General features: G+C 67.7%; 14 protein-coding genes and 1 tRNA gene. 10 read left to right on the plus strand and 5 right to left on the minus strand.

The genetic code is table 11. The annotated features are described in order from the left end of the window. The first annotated feature begins 5 nt into the window (after positions 1-5). From ACCQ09_RS09870 to ACCQ09_RS09905, 8 genes are all read left to right on the plus strand, one after another. On the plus strand, positions 6-617 hold the full coding sequence (locus tag ACCQ09_RS09870; protein WP_019237602.1) for a GNAT family N-acetyltransferase: 612 nt from the start codon (positions 6-8) through the stop codon (positions 615-617). Then, positions 614-1564, plus strand: coding sequence for an N-acetyl-gamma-glutamyl-phosphate reductase (gene argC / locus ACCQ09_RS09875; RefSeq protein ID WP_040941220.1), 951 nt, complete (start codon positions 614-616; stop codon positions 1562-1564). Before ACCQ09_RS09870 ends, argC begins: the two co-directional genes overlap by 4 nt. A gap of 75 nt (positions 1565-1639) precedes the next feature. Then, positions 1640-2935, plus strand: a complete 1296-nt coding sequence (locus ACCQ09_RS09880) for an argininosuccinate lyase (RefSeq protein ID WP_040941221.1) — start codon at positions 1640-1642, stop codon at positions 2933-2935. Next, positions 2932-3339, plus strand: a complete 408-nt coding sequence (locus ACCQ09_RS09885; RefSeq protein ID WP_012438174.1) for a cupin domain-containing protein — start codon at positions 2932-2934, stop codon at positions 3337-3339. Before ACCQ09_RS09880 ends, ACCQ09_RS09885 begins: the two co-directional genes overlap by 4 nt. Then, a complete protein-coding gene (locus tag ACCQ09_RS09890; RefSeq protein ID WP_012438175.1) occupies positions 3339-3599 on the plus strand; it encodes a YciI family protein in 261 nt (86 codons plus the stop codon). Before ACCQ09_RS09885 ends, ACCQ09_RS09890 begins: the two co-directional genes overlap by 1 nt. Before the next feature lie 58 nt (positions 3600-3657). Beyond that, complete coding sequence (gene proB, locus ACCQ09_RS09895; protein WP_040941222.1) at positions 3658-4812, plus strand: glutamate 5-kinase; 1155 nt, start codon at positions 3658-3660, stop codon at positions 4810-4812. A gap of 138 nt (positions 4813-4950) precedes the next feature. Continuing rightward, positions 4951-6195 carry a glutamate-5-semialdehyde dehydrogenase gene (locus ACCQ09_RS09900; RefSeq protein ID WP_040941223.1) on the plus strand — a complete coding sequence of 415 codons (1245 nt, stop codon included), beginning with the start codon at positions 4951-4953 and terminating at the stop codon, positions 6193-6195. Positions 6196-6579: 384 nt separating this feature from the next. Continuing rightward, positions 6580-8493, plus strand: coding sequence for a CocE/NonD family hydrolase (locus ACCQ09_RS09905; RefSeq protein ID WP_040941224.1), 1914 nt, complete (start codon positions 6580-6582; stop codon positions 8491-8493). On the opposite strand, the gene ACCQ09_RS09910 is transcribed toward ACCQ09_RS09905, so the two are convergent. From ACCQ09_RS09910 to ACCQ09_RS09930, 5 genes are all read right to left on the minus strand, one after another. Continuing rightward, positions 8474-9742 carry a CynX/NimT family MFS transporter gene (locus tag ACCQ09_RS09910; protein ID WP_012438181.1) on the minus strand — a complete coding sequence of 423 codons (1269 nt, stop codon included), beginning with the start codon at positions 9740-9742 and terminating at the stop codon, positions 8474-8476. The two genes, ACCQ09_RS09905 and ACCQ09_RS09910, sit on opposite strands and share 20 nt — an antisense overlap. 85 nt (positions 9743-9827) lie before the next feature. Next, positions 9828-9904: transfer RNA gene (locus ACCQ09_RS09915), tRNA-Pro, on the minus strand. 59 nt (positions 9905-9963) lie between these two features. Continuing rightward, positions 9964-10068, minus strand: coding sequence for a cytochrome bd-I oxidase subunit CydX (gene cydX / locus ACCQ09_RS09920; protein ID WP_040941225.1), 105 nt, complete (start codon positions 10066-10068; stop codon positions 9964-9966). Between the two features lie 77 nt (positions 10069-10145). Next, positions 10146-11297: a cytochrome d ubiquinol oxidase subunit II gene (gene cydB / locus ACCQ09_RS09925; RefSeq protein ID WP_040941226.1), complete on the minus strand. Its 1152-nt coding sequence runs from the start codon at positions 11295-11297 to the stop codon at positions 10146-10148. 15 nt (positions 11298-11312) lie between these two features. Next, positions 11313-12905, minus strand: coding sequence for a cytochrome ubiquinol oxidase subunit I (locus ACCQ09_RS09930; protein ID WP_040941227.1), 1593 nt, complete (start codon positions 12903-12905; stop codon positions 11313-11315). Positions 12906-13064: 159 nt separating this feature from the next. Between ACCQ09_RS09930 and cydD the strand changes: the two genes are divergently transcribed. Next, a complete protein-coding gene (gene cydD / locus ACCQ09_RS09935) occupies positions 13065-14798 on the plus strand; it encodes a thiol reductant ABC exporter subunit CydD (RefSeq protein ID WP_040941228.1) in 1734 nt (577 codons plus the stop codon). Beyond that, positions 14795-16471, plus strand: coding sequence for a thiol reductant ABC exporter subunit CydC (gene cydC / locus ACCQ09_RS09940; protein WP_040941229.1), 1677 nt, complete (start codon positions 14795-14797; stop codon positions 16469-16471). Before cydD ends, cydC begins: the two co-directional genes overlap by 4 nt. The last annotated feature ends 39 nt before the right edge of the window (positions 16472-16510 follow it).

Consider the following 16510-nt stretch of genomic DNA (forward strand, 5'->3'; position numbering starts at 1 on the left):
GTGCAATGACGGCCGCCGCATCGCAAACGCTCTGGCGCGAGGTGCCCACCTTGCGCGGCCAGCACGTCACGCTGGAGCCACTGCGCGCTGCCCATGCCGATGGCTTGCGTGCGGCAGTGGCCGATGGCGCGTTGTCGCGCCTGTGGTACACCAGCGTGCCCGGTGCTGCGCAGGTCGATGACTACATCGCCGCCGCGTTGGCCGCGCAGGCGGACGGCACTGCGCTGCCGTTCGTGGTGCGCGATGCGGCGGGCGAGATCGCCGGCAGCACGCGCTACTACGCACTGGATGCATCGGTGCCGAAGCTGTCGATCGGCTACACCTGGTACGCGCCGCGGGTGCAGCGCACCGGCCTCAATACCGAGGCAAAACGCCTGCTGCTTGGGCATGCCTTCGAAACGCTCGGCTGCCTGAGCGTGGTGTTCGAGACCAGCTGGTTCAATCACACCTCGCGCGCGGCCATCGCGCGGCTGGGTGCAAAGCAGGACGGGGTGCTGCGCAATCACACGCGCCACGCCGACGGCACGCCACGCGACACCGTGGTGTTTTCCATCATCAATGCGGAATGGGCCGGGGTGAAACGCCACCTGCAGTTCCGCCTGGACGCACACGCATGACTGTTCAACCAACCACCATCGGCATTGTGGGCGCACGCGGCCATACCGGCGCGGAGCTGATCAAGCTGATTGCCGCGCACCCGCAGTTGCAGCTGGTGTTCGTGTCCTCGCGCGAGCTCGCCGGCCAGCGCGTGGCCGAGCACAGCGACGGCTATCAGGGCGAGCTGCGCTATGAAAGCCTGGACGCCGACGCGGTGGCTGCCAAGGCCGCGGACGTGGTGATCCTGGCATTGCCCAACGGCAAGGCCGAGCCCTTCGTGGCGGCCATCGATGCCAGCCGGCCGCAGACGCTGCTGATCGACCTGTCGGCCGACTACCGCTTCGATCCGGCTTGGTATTACGGCTTGCCGGAGCTCACCCGCCACACCTACGCCGGGCAGCGCCGCATCAGCAATCCCGGCTGCTATGCCACGGCCATGCAGCTGGCGATCACGCCGCTGCGCGAGCAACTGGCAGGGCCGCCGCAGTGCTTTGGCGTCTCCGGCTATTCCGGTGCGGGCACCACGCCTTCAGACAAGAACAATCCCGCGTTGCTGGCCGACAACCTGATGCCGTACGCGCTGACCAACCACATGCACGAGCGCGAAGTCTCCGCGCAGCTCGGCGTGCCGGTGGAATTCATGCCGCATGTGGCGCCGCATTTCCGCGGCATCACCATGACCGTGAACCTGTGGCTGCAGCAGCCGTTGACGCGCGAGCAGATCCACGCACGCTACCTGGAGCGGTATGCGCATGAGCCCTTGATCGAGATCGTGGACGAGGCGCCGTGGGTGAGCCGTATCGCCGGCACCCAGGGCGTGCAGATCGGTGGGTTCACCATGGCGCCGGGCAACAAGCGCGTGGTGGTGGTGGCAACGCTGGACAACCTGCTCAAGGGTGCGGCCACGCAGGCCATGCAGAACCTCAACCTGGCGCTGGGCTGGGACGAATTGACCGCAATTGGCTGATGCGCGTCCCTCGCAAGCGCCCGCACATCCATCTGCGGGGATTCAATTGGACGACTTATTTCGAGACGCTTTCCGATGACCAATCTGTTGTGGCAAAAACCCGGCGTGGCGGTGGACGCCAAGATCCAGACCTTCCTGGCCGGCGATGACGTCATCCTGGACCGCGAGTTCTTCCTGTATGACATCGCGGCCAGCAAGGCGCATGCGCAGGGGCTGCAGCACATCGGCATCCTGTCGCTGGAGGAACTGGGCGGGCTGAGCGAGCAACTGGATCTGCTGGCCGGCGACTTCCGTAGCGGCGCGTTCGTGCTCGATGCGCAGTACGAGGATTGCCATTCGGCCATCGAAGCGCGGCTGACCGAACGCCTGGGCGATGCCGGCCGCAAGATCCACACCGGGCGCAGCCGCAACGACCAGATCCTGGTGGCCACGCGGCTATGGTTGAAGGACAAGCTGCAGCGCGTGGCCGCGCTCAGCACCGAGGTGGCCAAGGTGGCGCTGGACCGCGCACAGGCCGAAGCCGAGCTGCCGGTGCCCGGCTACACGCACATCCAGCGTGCGGTGGTGTCCTCGGCCGGCATGTGGTGGGCCGGGTGGGCCGAGGCCTTCATCGACAACGCCGTGCGCGCCAACGACACCTTCAAGCTGGTCGACACCAACCCGCTGGGCACCGCGGCCGGTTACGGCGTCAATCTGCCGCTGGACCGTGCGCATACCACCGCCGAGCTAGGCTTCGCGCGCCTGCAGGTCTCGCCCATCTACGCACAGCTCTCGCGCGGCAAGTTCGAACTGGCTGCACTGGAAGCGCTGGGTGGCGCCACGCTGGACCTGCGCCGGATTGCCTGGGATCTGTCGTTGTTCACCAGCGGCGAGTTCGCCTTTGTCGCGCTGCCGGCGCAGTACACCACCGGCAGTTCGATCATGCCGAACAAGCGCAACCCCGATGTCATCGAACTGATGCGCGCCACCCACGCCAGCGTGGCAGCGGCGCGCACCGAGATCGAACAGCTGCTGTCGCTGCCGTCCGGCTACCACCGCGATCTGCAGAGCAGCAAGGGCGCGATCGTGCACGGCTTTGCGCGCGGCCTGGCCGCGCTGGAGCTGTTGCCGGCCTTGCTGGCCAACCTGGAATGGCGGCCGGACAAGCTGCGTTCGGCGATCGATTCGGGCATGTACGCCACCGATGTGGCGGTGGAAGCCGCCGTGGCCGGGGTGCCGTTCCGCGACGCCTACAAGGCGGCCGCCGCCGCGTCTGACAGCGCAGGGCAGGGACGCACACCGGAAGGCAGCCTGGCCGCACGCGTGTCGCCCGGTGCGGCGGCCGATCTGCAGCTGGATGTGCTGCGCGCCCGCTGGGAGGCGCTGCAGTGATCCCGACCCTCAGTGCCGACACCGCCGAGCACTATCCCTGGGGCGAGGCCTGCGATGGCTGGCACCTGCTGCGCGACCCGGGGCTGAGCGTGCTCGAAGAGCACATGCCGCCCGGCGCGATGGAGCAACGCCACCGGCATAGCCGTGCACGGCATTTTTTCTATGTACTCGCCGGCGAGGTGATGTTGCAGGTGGATGGCGAGCAGCACGTGCTCAAGGTGGGCCAGGGCCTGCATGTGACGCCCGGTTCGACCCATCAGATGCACAACCTGTCCGACGAGCAGGCGCGGTTCCTGGTGATTTCCACGCCGCATGGCAAGGCCGAGCTTACGACCACTGCCGGCGCCCCTGTGGCCACCGCCGCCGTGGTGGCACCGGGCGCCGCGCCAATGGAGGCCGACTGATGGCCACGCGCTATCTGGTCCTGGCGATGCGCCAGCCCGACTTCCCGGCCGATGTGGTGCAGCCCCATCGCGATTTTCTGGATGCGCTGCGAGCCGCCGGGCAACTGGAGTTGACCGGGGGCTTCAGCGACGGCAGCGGTGGCGCGTACGTATTGATCAATGTCGAGGGTCTGGCGCAGGCGCAGCAGATCGTGGCGCAGGATCCCCTGGCCGTGCGCGGTGCCTCCACGCTGACGGTGTACGAATGGAACGCGCAGTGAGGCTGCACATCCGCGTGGCACACGTGGTGATCGCTGCCGCAATCACTAGGGCACGGCCATGACCCAGCCGGTCGTCGCGACCTCGCTGTTTACCGAGCAGGTGCTGCCGCCGTGGCGGCGCGCAGTGCTCAAGGTCGGCAGCAGCCTGCTGGCGGCCGATGGCGGCGGCCTGTCGCCGCGGTTTGCGCTGGGCCTGGCGCAGTTTGTATCGGCCAATCTGGCGGCGGGGCGCGAAGTGGTGATCGTCTCGTCCGGCGCGGTGGCGGCCGGGCGCGCCATCCTGCCCAAGGCAGCCGAAGCTGGCGCCGCCATCGCTGCGCGCCAGGCACTGGCCGCGCTGGGCCAGGCGCAGTTGATCGCGTTGTGGCAGCGCTTTTTCGAGCGCCCGGTGGCGCAGGTGCTGCTCACCCACGACGACCTGCGCAACCGCCGCCGCTACCTCAATGCGCGCGCCACGCTGGGCGAACTGTTGCGGCTGGGCGCATTGCCGGTGATCAACGAGAACGACACCGTGTCGGTGGACGAACTCAAGCTCGGCGACAACGACAACCTGGCCGCGATCGTGGCCGCGCTGGTCGATGCTGATGCCTTGTTCATCGCCACAGATATCGATGGCCTGTATAGCGCCGACCCGCGCAGCAACCCGCTGGCACGCCCGCTCGACGAGGTGGCCGAACTCAGTGCCGAGGTGCTGGCAATGGCTGGCGGCAGCGGCAGCAGCGTGGGCACCGGCGGCATGCGCACCAAGCTGGAAGCCGCCGCCAAGGCCGGTGCGGCCGGGATCGAAACCTATCTGTTCAACGGCCGCAGTGCCGAGGTGGTGCGCGGGCTGGCGCAGGACCGGCTGTGCGGCACGCGCATCCACGCCGCACGCACGCGCATTGCCGCGCGCAAGTACTGGTTGCGGCATGCGCCGGTGGAGCCGGGCACGATCCTGATCGATGCCGGCGCCGCACTGGCGCTCACCGACAAGGGCGCCTCGCTGCTACCCGGTGGCGTGGCCGGTGCCGAAGGCGATTTCCGCCGTGGCGACATGGTGGAAATCCACCTGCGCGACAGCGCGGGCAGCCGCTGCCTGGCACGCGGCGTGAGCCAGTATTCGGCAGTGGATGTGCGCCGCATCGCCCGCCGCCATTCGCGCGAGATCGAACCGATCCTCGGCTACAGCTACGGCGAGAATGTGGTGCATCGTGATGATCTGGTAATTTTGTAGCCGCGAATCGGGAATCGGGAATTGGGAATCGCGACAGCGCTTACACCCGTAGTGTTTCCGATGCTCAGACGTGGACGACGCAGTGATGCAGGCCGTTGCCATTCCCGATTCCCCACTCCCCATTCCCGGTTGCCCCCAATGACCATCAAATCGCTCGCCCTGCAATGCCGCGACGCCGCGCAGGTGCTGTCGCAATTGTCCGCAGACGCCAAGCAGGCCTTATTGCTGGCCATGGCCGATGCGCTCGACACCGATGCGCAGCAGATTCTGCAGGCCAACCAGCGTGACGTGGATGCGGCGCGTGAGAAGGGCACCGGTGCGGCGATGCTCGATCGCCTGGCGCTGACGCCGGCGCGCTTGTCGGCAGTGGGCGCGGCGTTGCGCGAGGTGGCAGCACTGCCGGATCCAGTGGGCCAGGTCACGCGCGACGATGTGCGCCCCAACGGTATCCGCGTGCAGAAGGTGCGCGTGCCGCTGGGGGTGATTGCGATGATCTACGAAGCCCGCCCCAATGTGACCGCCGATGCGGCAGCGCTGTGCATCAAGGCTGGCAACGGCGTGATCCTGCGTGGCGGCTCCGAAGCGATTCATTCCAACACCGCGATTGCGCGCGCCCTGCAGCGTGCCCTGCGCGAGGCCGGCGTGCCCGAAGCGGCGCTGACGCTGGTGGAAGACTTGCGGCGCGAGACCATGCTGGAGCTGCTGCAGCTCAGCGACATCGTCGACCTGGCGATTCCGCGCGGTGGCGAAGGCCTGATCCGCTTCGTTGCCGAACACGCGCGCGTGCCGGTGATCAAGCATTACAAGGGTGTCTGCCATCTGTTCGTGGATGCATCGGCCGATGTGGACCTGGCGGTGCGCCTGCTGGTGGATGGCAAGGCCTCGCGGCCGTCGGCATGCAATTCGCTGGAGACACTGTTGGTGCATGCAGAGATCGCCGAACGCTTTCTGCCCGCCGCCGCCGCTGCGTTGCGCGCGCGCAACGTCGAGCTGCGTGGCGATGCGGCAACGCGCGCGTTGCTGCCCGAGATCGCCGCGGCCAGCGACGACGACTACGCCGCCGAATTCCTGGACCTGATCCTGGCCATCCGCGTGGTGCCAGATCTGGACACCGCGCTGGCGCATATCCGCCAGTACGGCTCCGACCATACCGAGGTGATCGCCACGCAGACGCCCGCCAACGCCGAAACGTTCGTGCAGTCGCTGCGCTCGGCGGTGGTGATGGTCAATGCGTCTTCGCGATTTTCCGACGGTGGCGAACTCGGCCTGGGCGCGGAGATCGGCATCTCCACCACGCGCCTGCATTCGTACGGCCCGATGGGCCTGGAGGCGCTGACCGTGGAGCGCTTCGTGGTGCGTGGTGAGGGGCAGGTGCGGCACTGACGCCTTGGCCTCGTGCTGGTGCATAGGCCGCCAGTGCAGGCATGGTTGCAGCAGCGGGCTACGCGATGCACCGGGCCGTTGCTCCGGCGCCGGCGATCGTGACCCCCGTCCTTCCTCGTTGTCGCTGAAACGCCCGCAGTCACCCGCAACCGAGTGTCGAACCGGAAATCACCTGCGCAGGCAGTGCATCTAGGGTCTGCGCTGCGTACGCCTTCCGTGCGGACATCACGCGGACGCAGACGCGCAGCTAGCGCAGGCCGCCAACTGCGCAGCCTGCTCGTCCGCCAGGCAGCCGGATCACCGCAACCACGACCTTTGACACTCCCCCCGGCGGCGGCGCGCTGCCTACAGTCGACGACTTCCCCCCAGTTTCCGGAGTCGTCGATGCGTCGTCTTGCCGCCTGCCTGCTCGCTACCGCCGTTGCCGCCGCCACCAGCGCGGCGCTGGCGCAGACCTCGCCGATGACCCCCGACATCACCGGCAAGCCGTTCGTGGCAAGCGACGCTGCCAACGACTACATCAAGCGCGAGGTGATGATCCCGATGCGCGATGGGGTCAAGTTGCATACGGTGATCGTGCTGCCCAAGGGCGCACGCAATGCACCGATGGTGCTCACGCGCACGCCGTACAACGCCAGCGGACGCACCGAGCGCATGGCGTCGCCGCACATGAATGACCTGCTCGCGCAGGGCGACGATGTGTTCGTGGAAGGTGGCTACATCCGCGTGATCCAGGACGTGCGCGGCAAGTACGGCTCGGAAGGCGATTACGTGATGACCCGGCCGTTACGCGGGCCGCTCAACCCCAGCGAGGTCGACCATGCCACCGATGCGTGGGACACCATCGATTGGCTGGTCAAGAACGTCAAGGAATCCAACGGCAAGGTCGGCATGATCGGCTCCTCGTACGAAGGCTTCACCGTGGTGATGGCACTCACCAACCCGCATCCGGCGCTCAAGGTCGCGGTGCCGGAAAGCCCCATGGTGGACGGCTGGATGGGCGACGACTGGTTCAACTACGGCGCGTTCCGCCAGGTGAACTTCGACTACTTCACCGGCCAGCTGACCCAGCGCGGCAAGGGCACCGGCATCGCGCGCCAGGGCCATGACGACTACAGCAATTTCCTGCGCGCAGGCTCGGCCGGTGACTTCGCCAAGGCGGCGGGTCTGGAACAACTGCCGTGGTGGCACAAGCTCACCGAACACGCCGCCTACGACAGCTTCTGGCAGGAGCAGGCACTGGACAAGGTGATGGCGCGTACGCCGCTGAAGGTGCCCACGATGTGGCTGCAGGGCCTGTGGGATCAGGAAGACATGTGGGGCGCCATCCACAGCTATGCGGCGATGGAGCCGCGCGACAAGAGCAACACGCTCAACTACCTGGTGATGGGGCCGTGGCGGCACAGCCAGGTCAATTACGACGGCAGCGCGCTGGGTGCGCTGAACTTCGATGGCGATACCGCGCGGCAGTTCCGCCACGATGTGCTGCGCCCGTTCTTCGACCAGTACCTGGTCGATGGCGCGCCGAAAGCCGCCACGCCGCCCGTGTTCATCTACAACACCGGCGAGAACCATTGGGACCGCCTGCAGGCCTGGCCACGCAGCTGCGACAAGGGCTGCGCCGCCAAGAGCAAGCCGCTGTATCTGCAGGCGGGCGGCAAGCTGTCGTTCCAGGCGCCAACGGCTGCGCAACCGGCGTTCGAGGAATACGTGTCCGACCCGGCCAAGCCGGTGCCGTTCGTGCCACGCCCGGTCGACTTCGGCGACCGCAGCATGTGGACCACCTGGCTGGTGCACGACCAGCGCTTCGTCGATGGCCGCCCGGACGTCCTCACCTTCGTCACCGAGCCGCTGACCGCACCGCTGCAGATCGCCGGCGCGCCGGATGTGCATCTGCAGGCGTCCACCAGCGGCAGCGACAGCGATTGGGTGGTCAAGCTGATCGATGTCTACCCGGACGAGATGGCGGCCGACCCGAAGATGGGCGGCTATGAGCTGCCGGTGTCGATGGCGATCTTCCGCGGCCGCTACCGCGAAAGTTTCAGCACGCCCGCGCCACTGGCAGCCAATCAGCCGCTGGCATTCCAGTTCGGCCTGCCCACTGCCAATCACACCTTCCAGCCGGGCCACCGGGTGATGGTGCAGGTGCAGTCCAGCCTGTTCCCGCTGTACGACCGCAACCCGCAGACCTATGTGCCCAATGTCTTCTTCGCCAAGCCCGGCGATTATCAGAAGGCGACCCAGCGCGTGTACGTGGCGCCGGGGCAGGGCAGCTACATCAGTCTGCCGGTGCGTTGACGCCACGGGCGCTGCGTGCCGGCGGCGCCCATACGTCTTCCAGCCACTGCGGGCGGCAGGCCACCCAGGCGGCCACCAGCTGGATCACGATGCAGGCGGCCAGGAACAGGAAGGGCGAGGTCCAGCCGCCGCGGTGGGCGTGCAGCCAGCCGAACAGGAACGGCCCCAGGCAGCTCACCAGGTAGCCCATGCCCTGCGAAAACCCCGACAGTGCCGCCGAGCCGGCGGCAGTGCGGCTGCGCTGGTTGACCAGCACCAGTGCCAGCGGGAACGTGCTGGGCCCCAGGCCGAGCAGGGTGACCCACAGGATCGGCGCCGCCAGCGGTGCCCACCACAGCCCGGCGAACGCCACCAGGTGGCAGGCCGCGCACAGCAGCACGATGGGGAACGGGTTGCGCAGGCGCACCGCCAGGGCGGGCATGGTCAGCGCACCAACCATGCCCAGCGCCGAGAACAACGCCACCATGGTGCCGCCGAAGGCGGGCGAGGCACCGGCCTCGCGGAACAGCGTCGGCAGCCAGGTGAACATCGAATAGGTCACCAGCGAGGTCATGCCGAAGGTCAGCGCCATGCTCCAGCCCAGCGCAGTGCGCGCCACGCGGCCTTCGGCCTCCGGGGTGGGCGTCACCGGCGCCGGCCCGGTCGCGGCCAGGCGGCGATGGCGCGCATGCACCAGCGCCCAGGCGATCAACGCCAGCAGCGCCGGCAGCATCCACACCATCATCGAACTGCGCCAGCCCCAGGCATCGGCCACCGGCACCGCCATCAGCGCCGGCAACAGCGTGCCCACCTGCAGCACGGTGATGTACAGCGTGCTGACGCCACCCACGCGGTCACCGAAATAGCGCTTCACCAGCGGCGGCAGCACCACGTTGCCTACGCCCATGCCGGCCAGCGCCACCAGCGAGCCCAGCAGCAATCCGCCGGTGCCCGGCAACAGCGGGCGCACCAGCAAACCGATCGTGGCCAGGCCCATGGCAATCAGTGCGGTCTGCAGCAGCCCGAACCGGCGCAGCAACGCGGGCGTGGCCACGCCGGTGAGCGCGAACGCGGCAGTGGGCAACATGCCCAGCGCGCCCATCGTGGGGGCACCAAAATCGTACTCATGCGCGATGCGTTCCAGCAGCGGCGTCAGCGAGGTCACCGCCGTGCGCAGATTGAACGCAGACAACAGAACCGCAGCCAGCACCACCCCGCGACCACGTCGCTGTGTGGAAGGTGAGGCAGCGGCAGAAAGTGCACCAGACATGACAGACCGTCCGCACCGACCACAGCATTATGGCGGCGCCTGAAAACACAAAACCGGCACGAGGCCGGTTGTGTGTTTTGAAACTTGGTCGGGGAGACAGGATTCGAACCTGCGACCTCTACGTCCCGAACGTAGCGCTCTACCAGACTGAGCTACACCCCGAAGGAGCCGCGTATGTTACATAGGGAATGCCAAATCGGCAAGCACTGCAGACAACTTTTTTATCGGCGCAGTGTGTCTTGCTCGCGCGCTTCGAACCACATGCCGTTGAGCACGGCAGCCAGTGCGGCCAGACCGGTGCCAAGAATCCATGCGAAATACCACATCGGTGTACTCCTTGTTGCGTTGAAGTGTGGGCATGCGAGCGCTGGTGCGTTGTGCAGCAGTGCCCGCAGGGGTGCGCTCAATACGCGTTGGGATTGCCGGCCATCTCTTCGGCGGTGACCTTGCCCTTGAGCACGCGGTAGACCCAGGTGGTGTAGGCGATGATGATCGGCAGGAACACCGCAGTGGCCAGCAACATGATCCACAGCGTCAGCCGGCTGCTGGAGGCATCCCACAGCGTCAGGCTCGAGCCCGGTGCGCTGGAAGAGGGCAGCAGGAACGGAAACAGCGCAAAGCCCACGGTCAGGATGATGCCGGCGATGGCGCTGCCCGAGGCAATGAACGCCAGGCCGCCACGGCGTGCGCGCAGCAGCGCCGCGTTGAGGGCCAATCCCAGCAGGCCGACCAGCGGCGCCAGCGCGGTGGCCGGCATGCTGTGGTAGTTGTGCAGCCAGCCACCGGCGGCGGTGAGGGCGGCGGTCTTGCCGAGCGGGTCGGTGGCCGCGTCGGTCACCGTTGCCGAGGTCACCACATAGCCGGGCAACCCGAACGCCACCCAGGCACCGGCACCGGCAAACAACGCCACGCCGAGCACGCCCGCAATACTGCCGTAGCGCGCCGCGCGGTCCGCCACCGGGCCGTCGGTCTTGAGCACCAGCATCGCCGCGCCATGCGCCACCAGCATCGCCACGCTGAGCAGGCCAGCCAGCAACGCGAAAGGCGTCAACAACCCGAAGAAACTGCCGGTATAGAACACGCGCAGGCTGTCGTCGAAATGGAACGGCACACCCAGCACCACGTTGCCCACCGCCACGCCCATGATCAGCGCCGGAATGAAGCCGCCGACAAACAGCGCCCAGTCCCAGTTGCTGCGCCAGCGCTGCCCCGGCAGCTTGCCGCGGTACTTGAAACCCACCGGGCGCAGGATCAGCGCAAACAGGATCACGAACATCGCCAGGTAAAAGCCCGAAAAGCTCACCGCATACAGCGGTGGCCAGGCTGCGAAGATTGCCCCGCCACCGAGCACCAGCCACACCTGGTTGCCTTCCCACACCGGGCCGATGGTGTTGACCACCAGCCGGCGCTCGGCATCGGTGCGCGCCACAAACGGCAGCAGCGCGCCCACGCCCAGGTCGAACCCGTCCATGACCGCAAACCCGATCAGCAGGATGCCGAGCAGTAGCCACCAGATCACGCGCAGCGTTGTGTAGTCCAATCCAATGAAATCCATGGGTGTCTCCGACCGTTACGGTTGAGCGCCAGCCAGCGCATCGCCGGCATGCGTGGGGGCAGGGGAGGTGGTGTCACGCAAGGCGGGAAAGAACGCGTCCGGGCCTTTGCGGATGGCGTTGAGCATCAGCTTGATCTCGATGATCAGCAGCACCGTGTACAGCGCCACGAAGCCGCCCAGCGAGAGCAGGATCTGATGCAAGGCAAGACCGGAGGCGGCATAGAACGTGGGCAGCACGCCTTCCACCGCCCACGGCTGGCGGCCGTACTCGGCCACGAACCAGCCGCATTCGATGGCGATCCACGGTGCCGGCAATGACCACAGCGCCACCGTCAGGAACCAGCGCTTGTCTTCGAAAGTGTGCTTGCACGAGAACCAGAACGCGGCGGCGAAGAAGGCGATCAGATAGAAGCCCAGTGCCGCCATCACCCGGAACGTCCAGAACAGCGGCAAGACGCGCGGCACGGTGTCCATTGCGGCTTGTGCAATCTGCTCTGGCGTGGCGTTGCCGATGTCATCGCGATAGCGCTTGAGCAGCAGCCCGTGACCCAGATCCTGCCAATGCGCATCGAACACCTTGCGTGCTTCAACGTCGTGCTTGTCGGCACGCAGGCGTTGCAATGCACCGTAGGCGATCTGCCCGCCGCGGATGCGGTGTTCGGCACGCTTGACCAGATCCAGGATGCCGGGGATCTGCTGGTCCAGCGAGCGCGTGGCCACCAGCCCCATCAGGTAGGGCAGCTGGATCGCGTAATCGTTGCGGTGTGTGGTCTGGTTGGGAATACCGAACGCGGTGAAGTTGGCCGGTGCGGCTTCGGTCTCCCACATCGCCTCGATGGCGGCCAGCTTCATCTTCTGATGCTCGTTGGCGGCATAGCCGCTCTCATCGCCGAGCACCACCACCGACAGCGCCGAGAACAGGCCGAACGCCGCAGCCACCGCGAACGAGCGCCGGGCCAGCTCGCGGTGCGTGCCGCGCAGCAGGAACAACGCACTGATCGACATCACGAACATTGCGCCGGTGACATAGCCCGCGCTCACCGTGTGCACGAACTTGGCCTGCGCCACCGGGTTGAACAGCACCGCCATGAAGTCCACCACTTCCATGCGCATGGTGTCCGGGTTGAACACCGCACCGGTGGGGTTCTGCATCCAGCCGTTGGCGATCAGGATCCACAGCGCCGACAGGTTGGTGCCCAGCGCCATCAGCCAGGTCACCGTGAGGTGCTGCACGCGCGAGAGCCGGCTCCAGCCGAAAAAGAACAGGCCGATGAAGGTCGCTTCCAGGAAGAACGCCATCAGGCCTTCGATCGCCAGCGGCGCGCCGAAGATGTCGCCGACATAGTGGCTGTAGTACGACCAGTTCATGCCGAACTGGAACTCCATCACGATGCCGGTGCCGACACCCATGGCGAAATTGATGCCGAACAGCACGCCCCAGAACAGCGTCATGCGGCGCCAGACGTCCTTGCCGGTCATGACATAGACGCTCTCCATGATCGCAATCATGAAAGAGAGCCCCAGGGTCAGCGGGACGAAGAGAAAGTGGTACATCGCGGTCAGTGCGAACTGCAGCCGCGACAGTTCAACGACTGTCGAGTCGATCATGGCAGGGTGGACCTGGTTGAGTGTCAGTAGGAACACAGCGGATGATCTGCCCCTGCCGCGCCCGGCGCGTTGATCCAAATCAAGGCGGCCACCGATGGGTGCGTCAGACTGTCCAACCCGCAGCCGTGGGATGGCGACTTACAATTGCGATCCGCCGCGATGTCTTCCGAGAGCGATGTGAGCCAGCCCAGCGTGCCAGCCAGCGAAACGCCCGCGCAGCGCCGCCAGCGCGGCCAATGGCTGGACGCGCTGGCCGCACCGGCCACGCGCGCGCGGCGTCTGGCGGGCGTGGCGGTGACGATTTCGGGCGTGTTGTTGCTGCTGCAGTCCGCCGCCATCGCCTGGCTGATCCAGGCCGTGCTGGTGCAGCATCGGCCACTGGCGGAGCTGGGCCATTTCGGCCTGGGCCTGCTGGGTGCGGCGATCGGTCGCGCGCTGTGTGGCGCATGGGCGCAATCGCTGGCCGGCGAGGTGGCCGATGTCGCCAAACACGCCTTGCGCCTGCGTATTGCACGGCGCCTGCTCGAACACGGCCCGGTGTGGTTGCGCCGCCAGCGCAGCGGTGAACTCGGTGAACTGAGCCTGGCGCATAGCGACGCGCTGGAAGGCTATTTCGTCGGTTACCAGCTGGCGCGCACCGAAATGCTGGTGGTGCCGGGGCTGATCCTGCTGGCGGTGTTCTCGGTGGATTGGGTGGTGGGCCTGGTGCTGTTGCTCACCGCGCCGCTGATTCCGTTTTTCATGATGCTGGTGGGGTGGGGCGCCGAAGCCGCCGGCCGCGAGCAACTGGGCGAGTTGGCGCGGATGGGTGGGCACTTTGCCGACCGCCTCAAGGGCCTGGGCCTGCTGCGGGTGTACGGCCGTGGCGAGGCCGAATTGGGCGGCATTGCTGCAGCCGCCGACGGCGTGCGCGAACGCTCGCTGAAAGTGCTGCGCATCGCGTTCCTGTCCTCCACCGTGCTGGAATTCTTCGCCTCGGTGAGCGTGGCGATCGTGGCGCTGTATTTCGGGTTGAGCTACCTGGGCATGCTGGATCTGCACGGGCTGCCGAGCCTGGGCACGGGCATGTTCTGCCTGCTGCTGGCGCCGGAATTCTTTGCGCCCCTGCGGCGGCTGGCCGCGCATTACCACGATCGCGCCAACGCGTTGGCCGCGGTGTCCGAAGCCGAGCGCCTGCTGCACGGCTTTGCACCGCCTGCAGTGGCGGTGCGGGTGCCGGCAGTGCCGGCGAGGCCGCTGGAACCGGCACAGTCGCACGCACCGTTGCTGCAGGCACGTGGGCTGGCAGTGCGTCCGCCCGGTTCGCCGGTGCAGGTCGTGCGCGATTTTTCGCTGGCGCTGGAGGCCGGCCAGCGTGTCGCACTGGTTGGCCCCAGCGGCAGCGGCAAGAGCACGCTGTTGGAAGGCCTGGCCGGCTGGCTGGAGTTGGAGGGCGGCAGCCTGGCCGTGCGGCCTGGCGTGCGCATCGGCTATGCACCGCAGCGGCCCTACCTGTTCCACGGCAGCATCGCCGACAACCTGCGCCTGGCCGATCCACAGGCCAACGACGCCCGCCTGCGCGCGGTGGCCGACGCGGCGCAGGTGCTGCGGTTTGCCACGCACCTGCCGGACGGGCTGGACACGGTGATCGGCGAGCGCGGCTTCGGGTTATCCGGTGGCGAAGCCCGGCGCGTGGCCTTGGCACGGCTGCTGTTGCGGGAGCCCGATGTGCTGTTGCTGGACGAACCCACGGCCTTTCTCGATCCCGACACCGAGGCCGACCTGCTGCGCAGCCTTGCGCTGTTCGCGCGTGGACGCGCCGTGGTGCTGGCCACGCACAGCGCCGCGGTGATGCAGTGGGCCGACACGGTGATCGATCTGCGCGGCGCGCGCGTGGCGATGGAGCAGCCATGAGGCACCCGGCACCCGATCGCCTGCGCGATGTGTTTGCCCGCCACCTGTGGCGGTTGCTGGTGTCGGCCGTGCTGGTACTGGTTACCGCGTTGGCGGGCGTTGGCTTGCTCAGCCTGTCTGGCGGGTTTCTCACCGCCGCGGCCCTGGCCGGTGTTGCTGGGCTGGGCTCGGGCTTCAATTTCTTTTCGCCCTCGGCCGGGATCCGGGCGCTGACGTTCGCGCGGATCGTGTCGCGCTACGGCGAGAAACTCATCGGCCACGACGCCACCTTGCGCATTGCGCGCGATGCGCGGGTGTGGTTCTTCCGTCGCGCCTTGCCGCTCGCACCCGGACGCCTGTCGGCCACACGCACCGGTGACCTGCTGGCGCGGCTGATGTCCGATATCGGCGAGGTCGATGGCGTCAGCGTGCGCGCGCTGGCACCGCTGTCTGCATTACTGGGTGTGTGGTGCGCCGGCGTGGCCGCCGCCTCGGTGATCTACCCGCCGGCTGCAGGGCTGCTGGTGGTGCTGGGGCTGCTGATCGGCGTGCTGGTACCGTGGCAGGTGGCACGTGGCGGCGCCGCGCGCGAGCTGCGCCGCACACAGCAGCGCGCCGCCTTGCGCACGCAGGCGTTCGAGGGCCTGGAGGGCGCGGCGGATCTGGCCGCGGTGGAGGCACAAGGCACCTGGATCACCCGCATCGACACCGCCGCCACGGCCTTGGCTCAGGGCGACCGCAGCCAGCGGCGGCACCTGATCGGCGGCAATCTGCTGCATGCGCTCTGCGGTGGCATCGGCCTGGCGGGCATGCTGTGGCTGGCGCTGGATGCGGCCGAGCGCGACCTGATCGACGCCGCGATGGCAGCCGGCCTGGTGTTCCTGACCATGGCCTTGCTGGAGGTGTGGGCCGGTGCCGGCCTGGCGTTGCAGGCGCTGCAGAGTGCGCGCGTGGCCGGGCAGCGCCTGCAGGCGATCGTGGACCAGGCGCCTTCGGTGCAGGACCCGCTGCAGCCAGTCGCGGTGCCGCCCAGTGGGGTGCTGGAACTGCGCCAGGTGCGTTTCGCCTGGCCGGGGGCCGCACGGCCGGTGCTGCAGGCGGTGGACCTGCGGCTGGGCCCGGGCGAGCGCATCGCCATCAGCGGCGATAGCGGCAGCGGCAAGAGCACGCTGTCGGCCCTGCTGCTGCGGCTATGGGACCCGCAGGACGGGCAGGTGGACTACGCCGGCATCGCGCTGCGTGCGTTCGCGCAGGCGCAGTGGCACCAACGCATCGCCTGGCTGCCGCAGAACGCGCCGGTGTTTGCCGGCACGGTGCGCGAGAACCTGGCCATCGGCGATGCCGCTGCCAGCGATGCCGCGCTATGGGCCGTGCTCGATCAGGTGCGCCTGCGCGACTGGGCCACCGCCCAGAACGGCCTGGAGACCTGGGTGGGCGAAAACGGCGCCACGCTTTCGGCTGGCCAGGCCCGCCGGCTCGCTTTGGCACGCGCGCTGTTGCGCGATGCGCAGATCCTGCTGCTGGACGAACCCACCGACGGCCTGGACGTGGATACCGCACATGCGCTGTTGATTGACCTGGCCGCCGCCCTCGGCCAGCGCAGCCTGGTGATGATCACCCACGACAGCGTGCCCGACGGCGTGGTGCAGCGGCGCTACCGGATGCGGGACGGGGTGTTGGAAGCGCTGCCCTGAGCGAGACGCACCTGTCCCGGTGCGTCTCGCATTCACGGT

The organism is Xanthomonas sp. NCPPB 2586 (assembly GCF_041475775.2).
In the GTDB taxonomy this organism is placed as follows: Bacteria; Pseudomonadota; Gammaproteobacteria; order Xanthomonadales; family Xanthomonadaceae; genus Xanthomonas; species Xanthomonas campestris.

What these genes read in the sequence shown, in the direction of transcription:
- ACCQ09_RS09890 (WP_012438175.1), top strand. Translation starts at nt 3,339, where the DNA reads ATGGCCACGCGCTATCTGGTCCTGGCGATGCGCCAGCCCGACTTCCCG.
- ACCQ09_RS09900 (WP_040941223.1), top strand. Translation starts at nt 4,951, where the DNA reads ATGACCATCAAATCGCTCGCCCTGCAATGCCGCGACGCCGCGCAGGTG.
- ACCQ09_RS09910 (WP_012438181.1), bottom strand. Translation starts at nt 9,742, where the DNA reads ATGTCTGGTGCACTTTCTGCCGCTGCCTCACCTTCCACACAGCGACGT.
- cydB (WP_040941226.1), bottom strand. Translation starts at nt 11,297, where the DNA reads ATGGATTTCATTGGATTGGACTACACAACGCTGCGCGTGATCTGGTGG.
- ACCQ09_RS09930 (WP_040941227.1), bottom strand. Translation starts at nt 12,905, where the DNA reads ATGATCGACTCGACAGTCGTTGAACTGTCGCGGCTGCAGTTCGCACTG.
- cydX (WP_040941225.1), bottom strand. Translation starts at nt 10,068, where the DNA reads ATGTGGTATTTCGCATGGATTCTTGGCACCGGTCTGGCCGCACTGGCT.
- ACCQ09_RS09880 (WP_040941221.1), top strand. Translation starts at nt 1,640, where the DNA reads ATGACCAATCTGTTGTGGCAAAAACCCGGCGTGGCGGTGGACGCCAAG.
- ACCQ09_RS09870 (WP_019237602.1), top strand. Translation starts at nt 6, where the DNA reads ATGACGGCCGCCGCATCGCAAACGCTCTGGCGCGAGGTGCCCACCTTG.
- cydD (WP_040941228.1), top strand. Translation starts at nt 13,065, where the DNA reads ATGTCTTCCGAGAGCGATGTGAGCCAGCCCAGCGTGCCAGCCAGCGAA.
- cydC (WP_040941229.1), top strand. Translation starts at nt 14,795, where the DNA reads ATGAGGCACCCGGCACCCGATCGCCTGCGCGATGTGTTTGCCCGCCAC.
- proB (WP_040941222.1), top strand. Translation starts at nt 3,658, where the DNA reads ATGACCCAGCCGGTCGTCGCGACCTCGCTGTTTACCGAGCAGGTGCTG.
- argC (WP_040941220.1), top strand. Translation starts at nt 614, where the DNA reads ATGACTGTTCAACCAACCACCATCGGCATTGTGGGCGCACGCGGCCAT.
- ACCQ09_RS09905 (WP_040941224.1), top strand. Translation starts at nt 6,580, where the DNA reads ATGCGTCGTCTTGCCGCCTGCCTGCTCGCTACCGCCGTTGCCGCCGCC.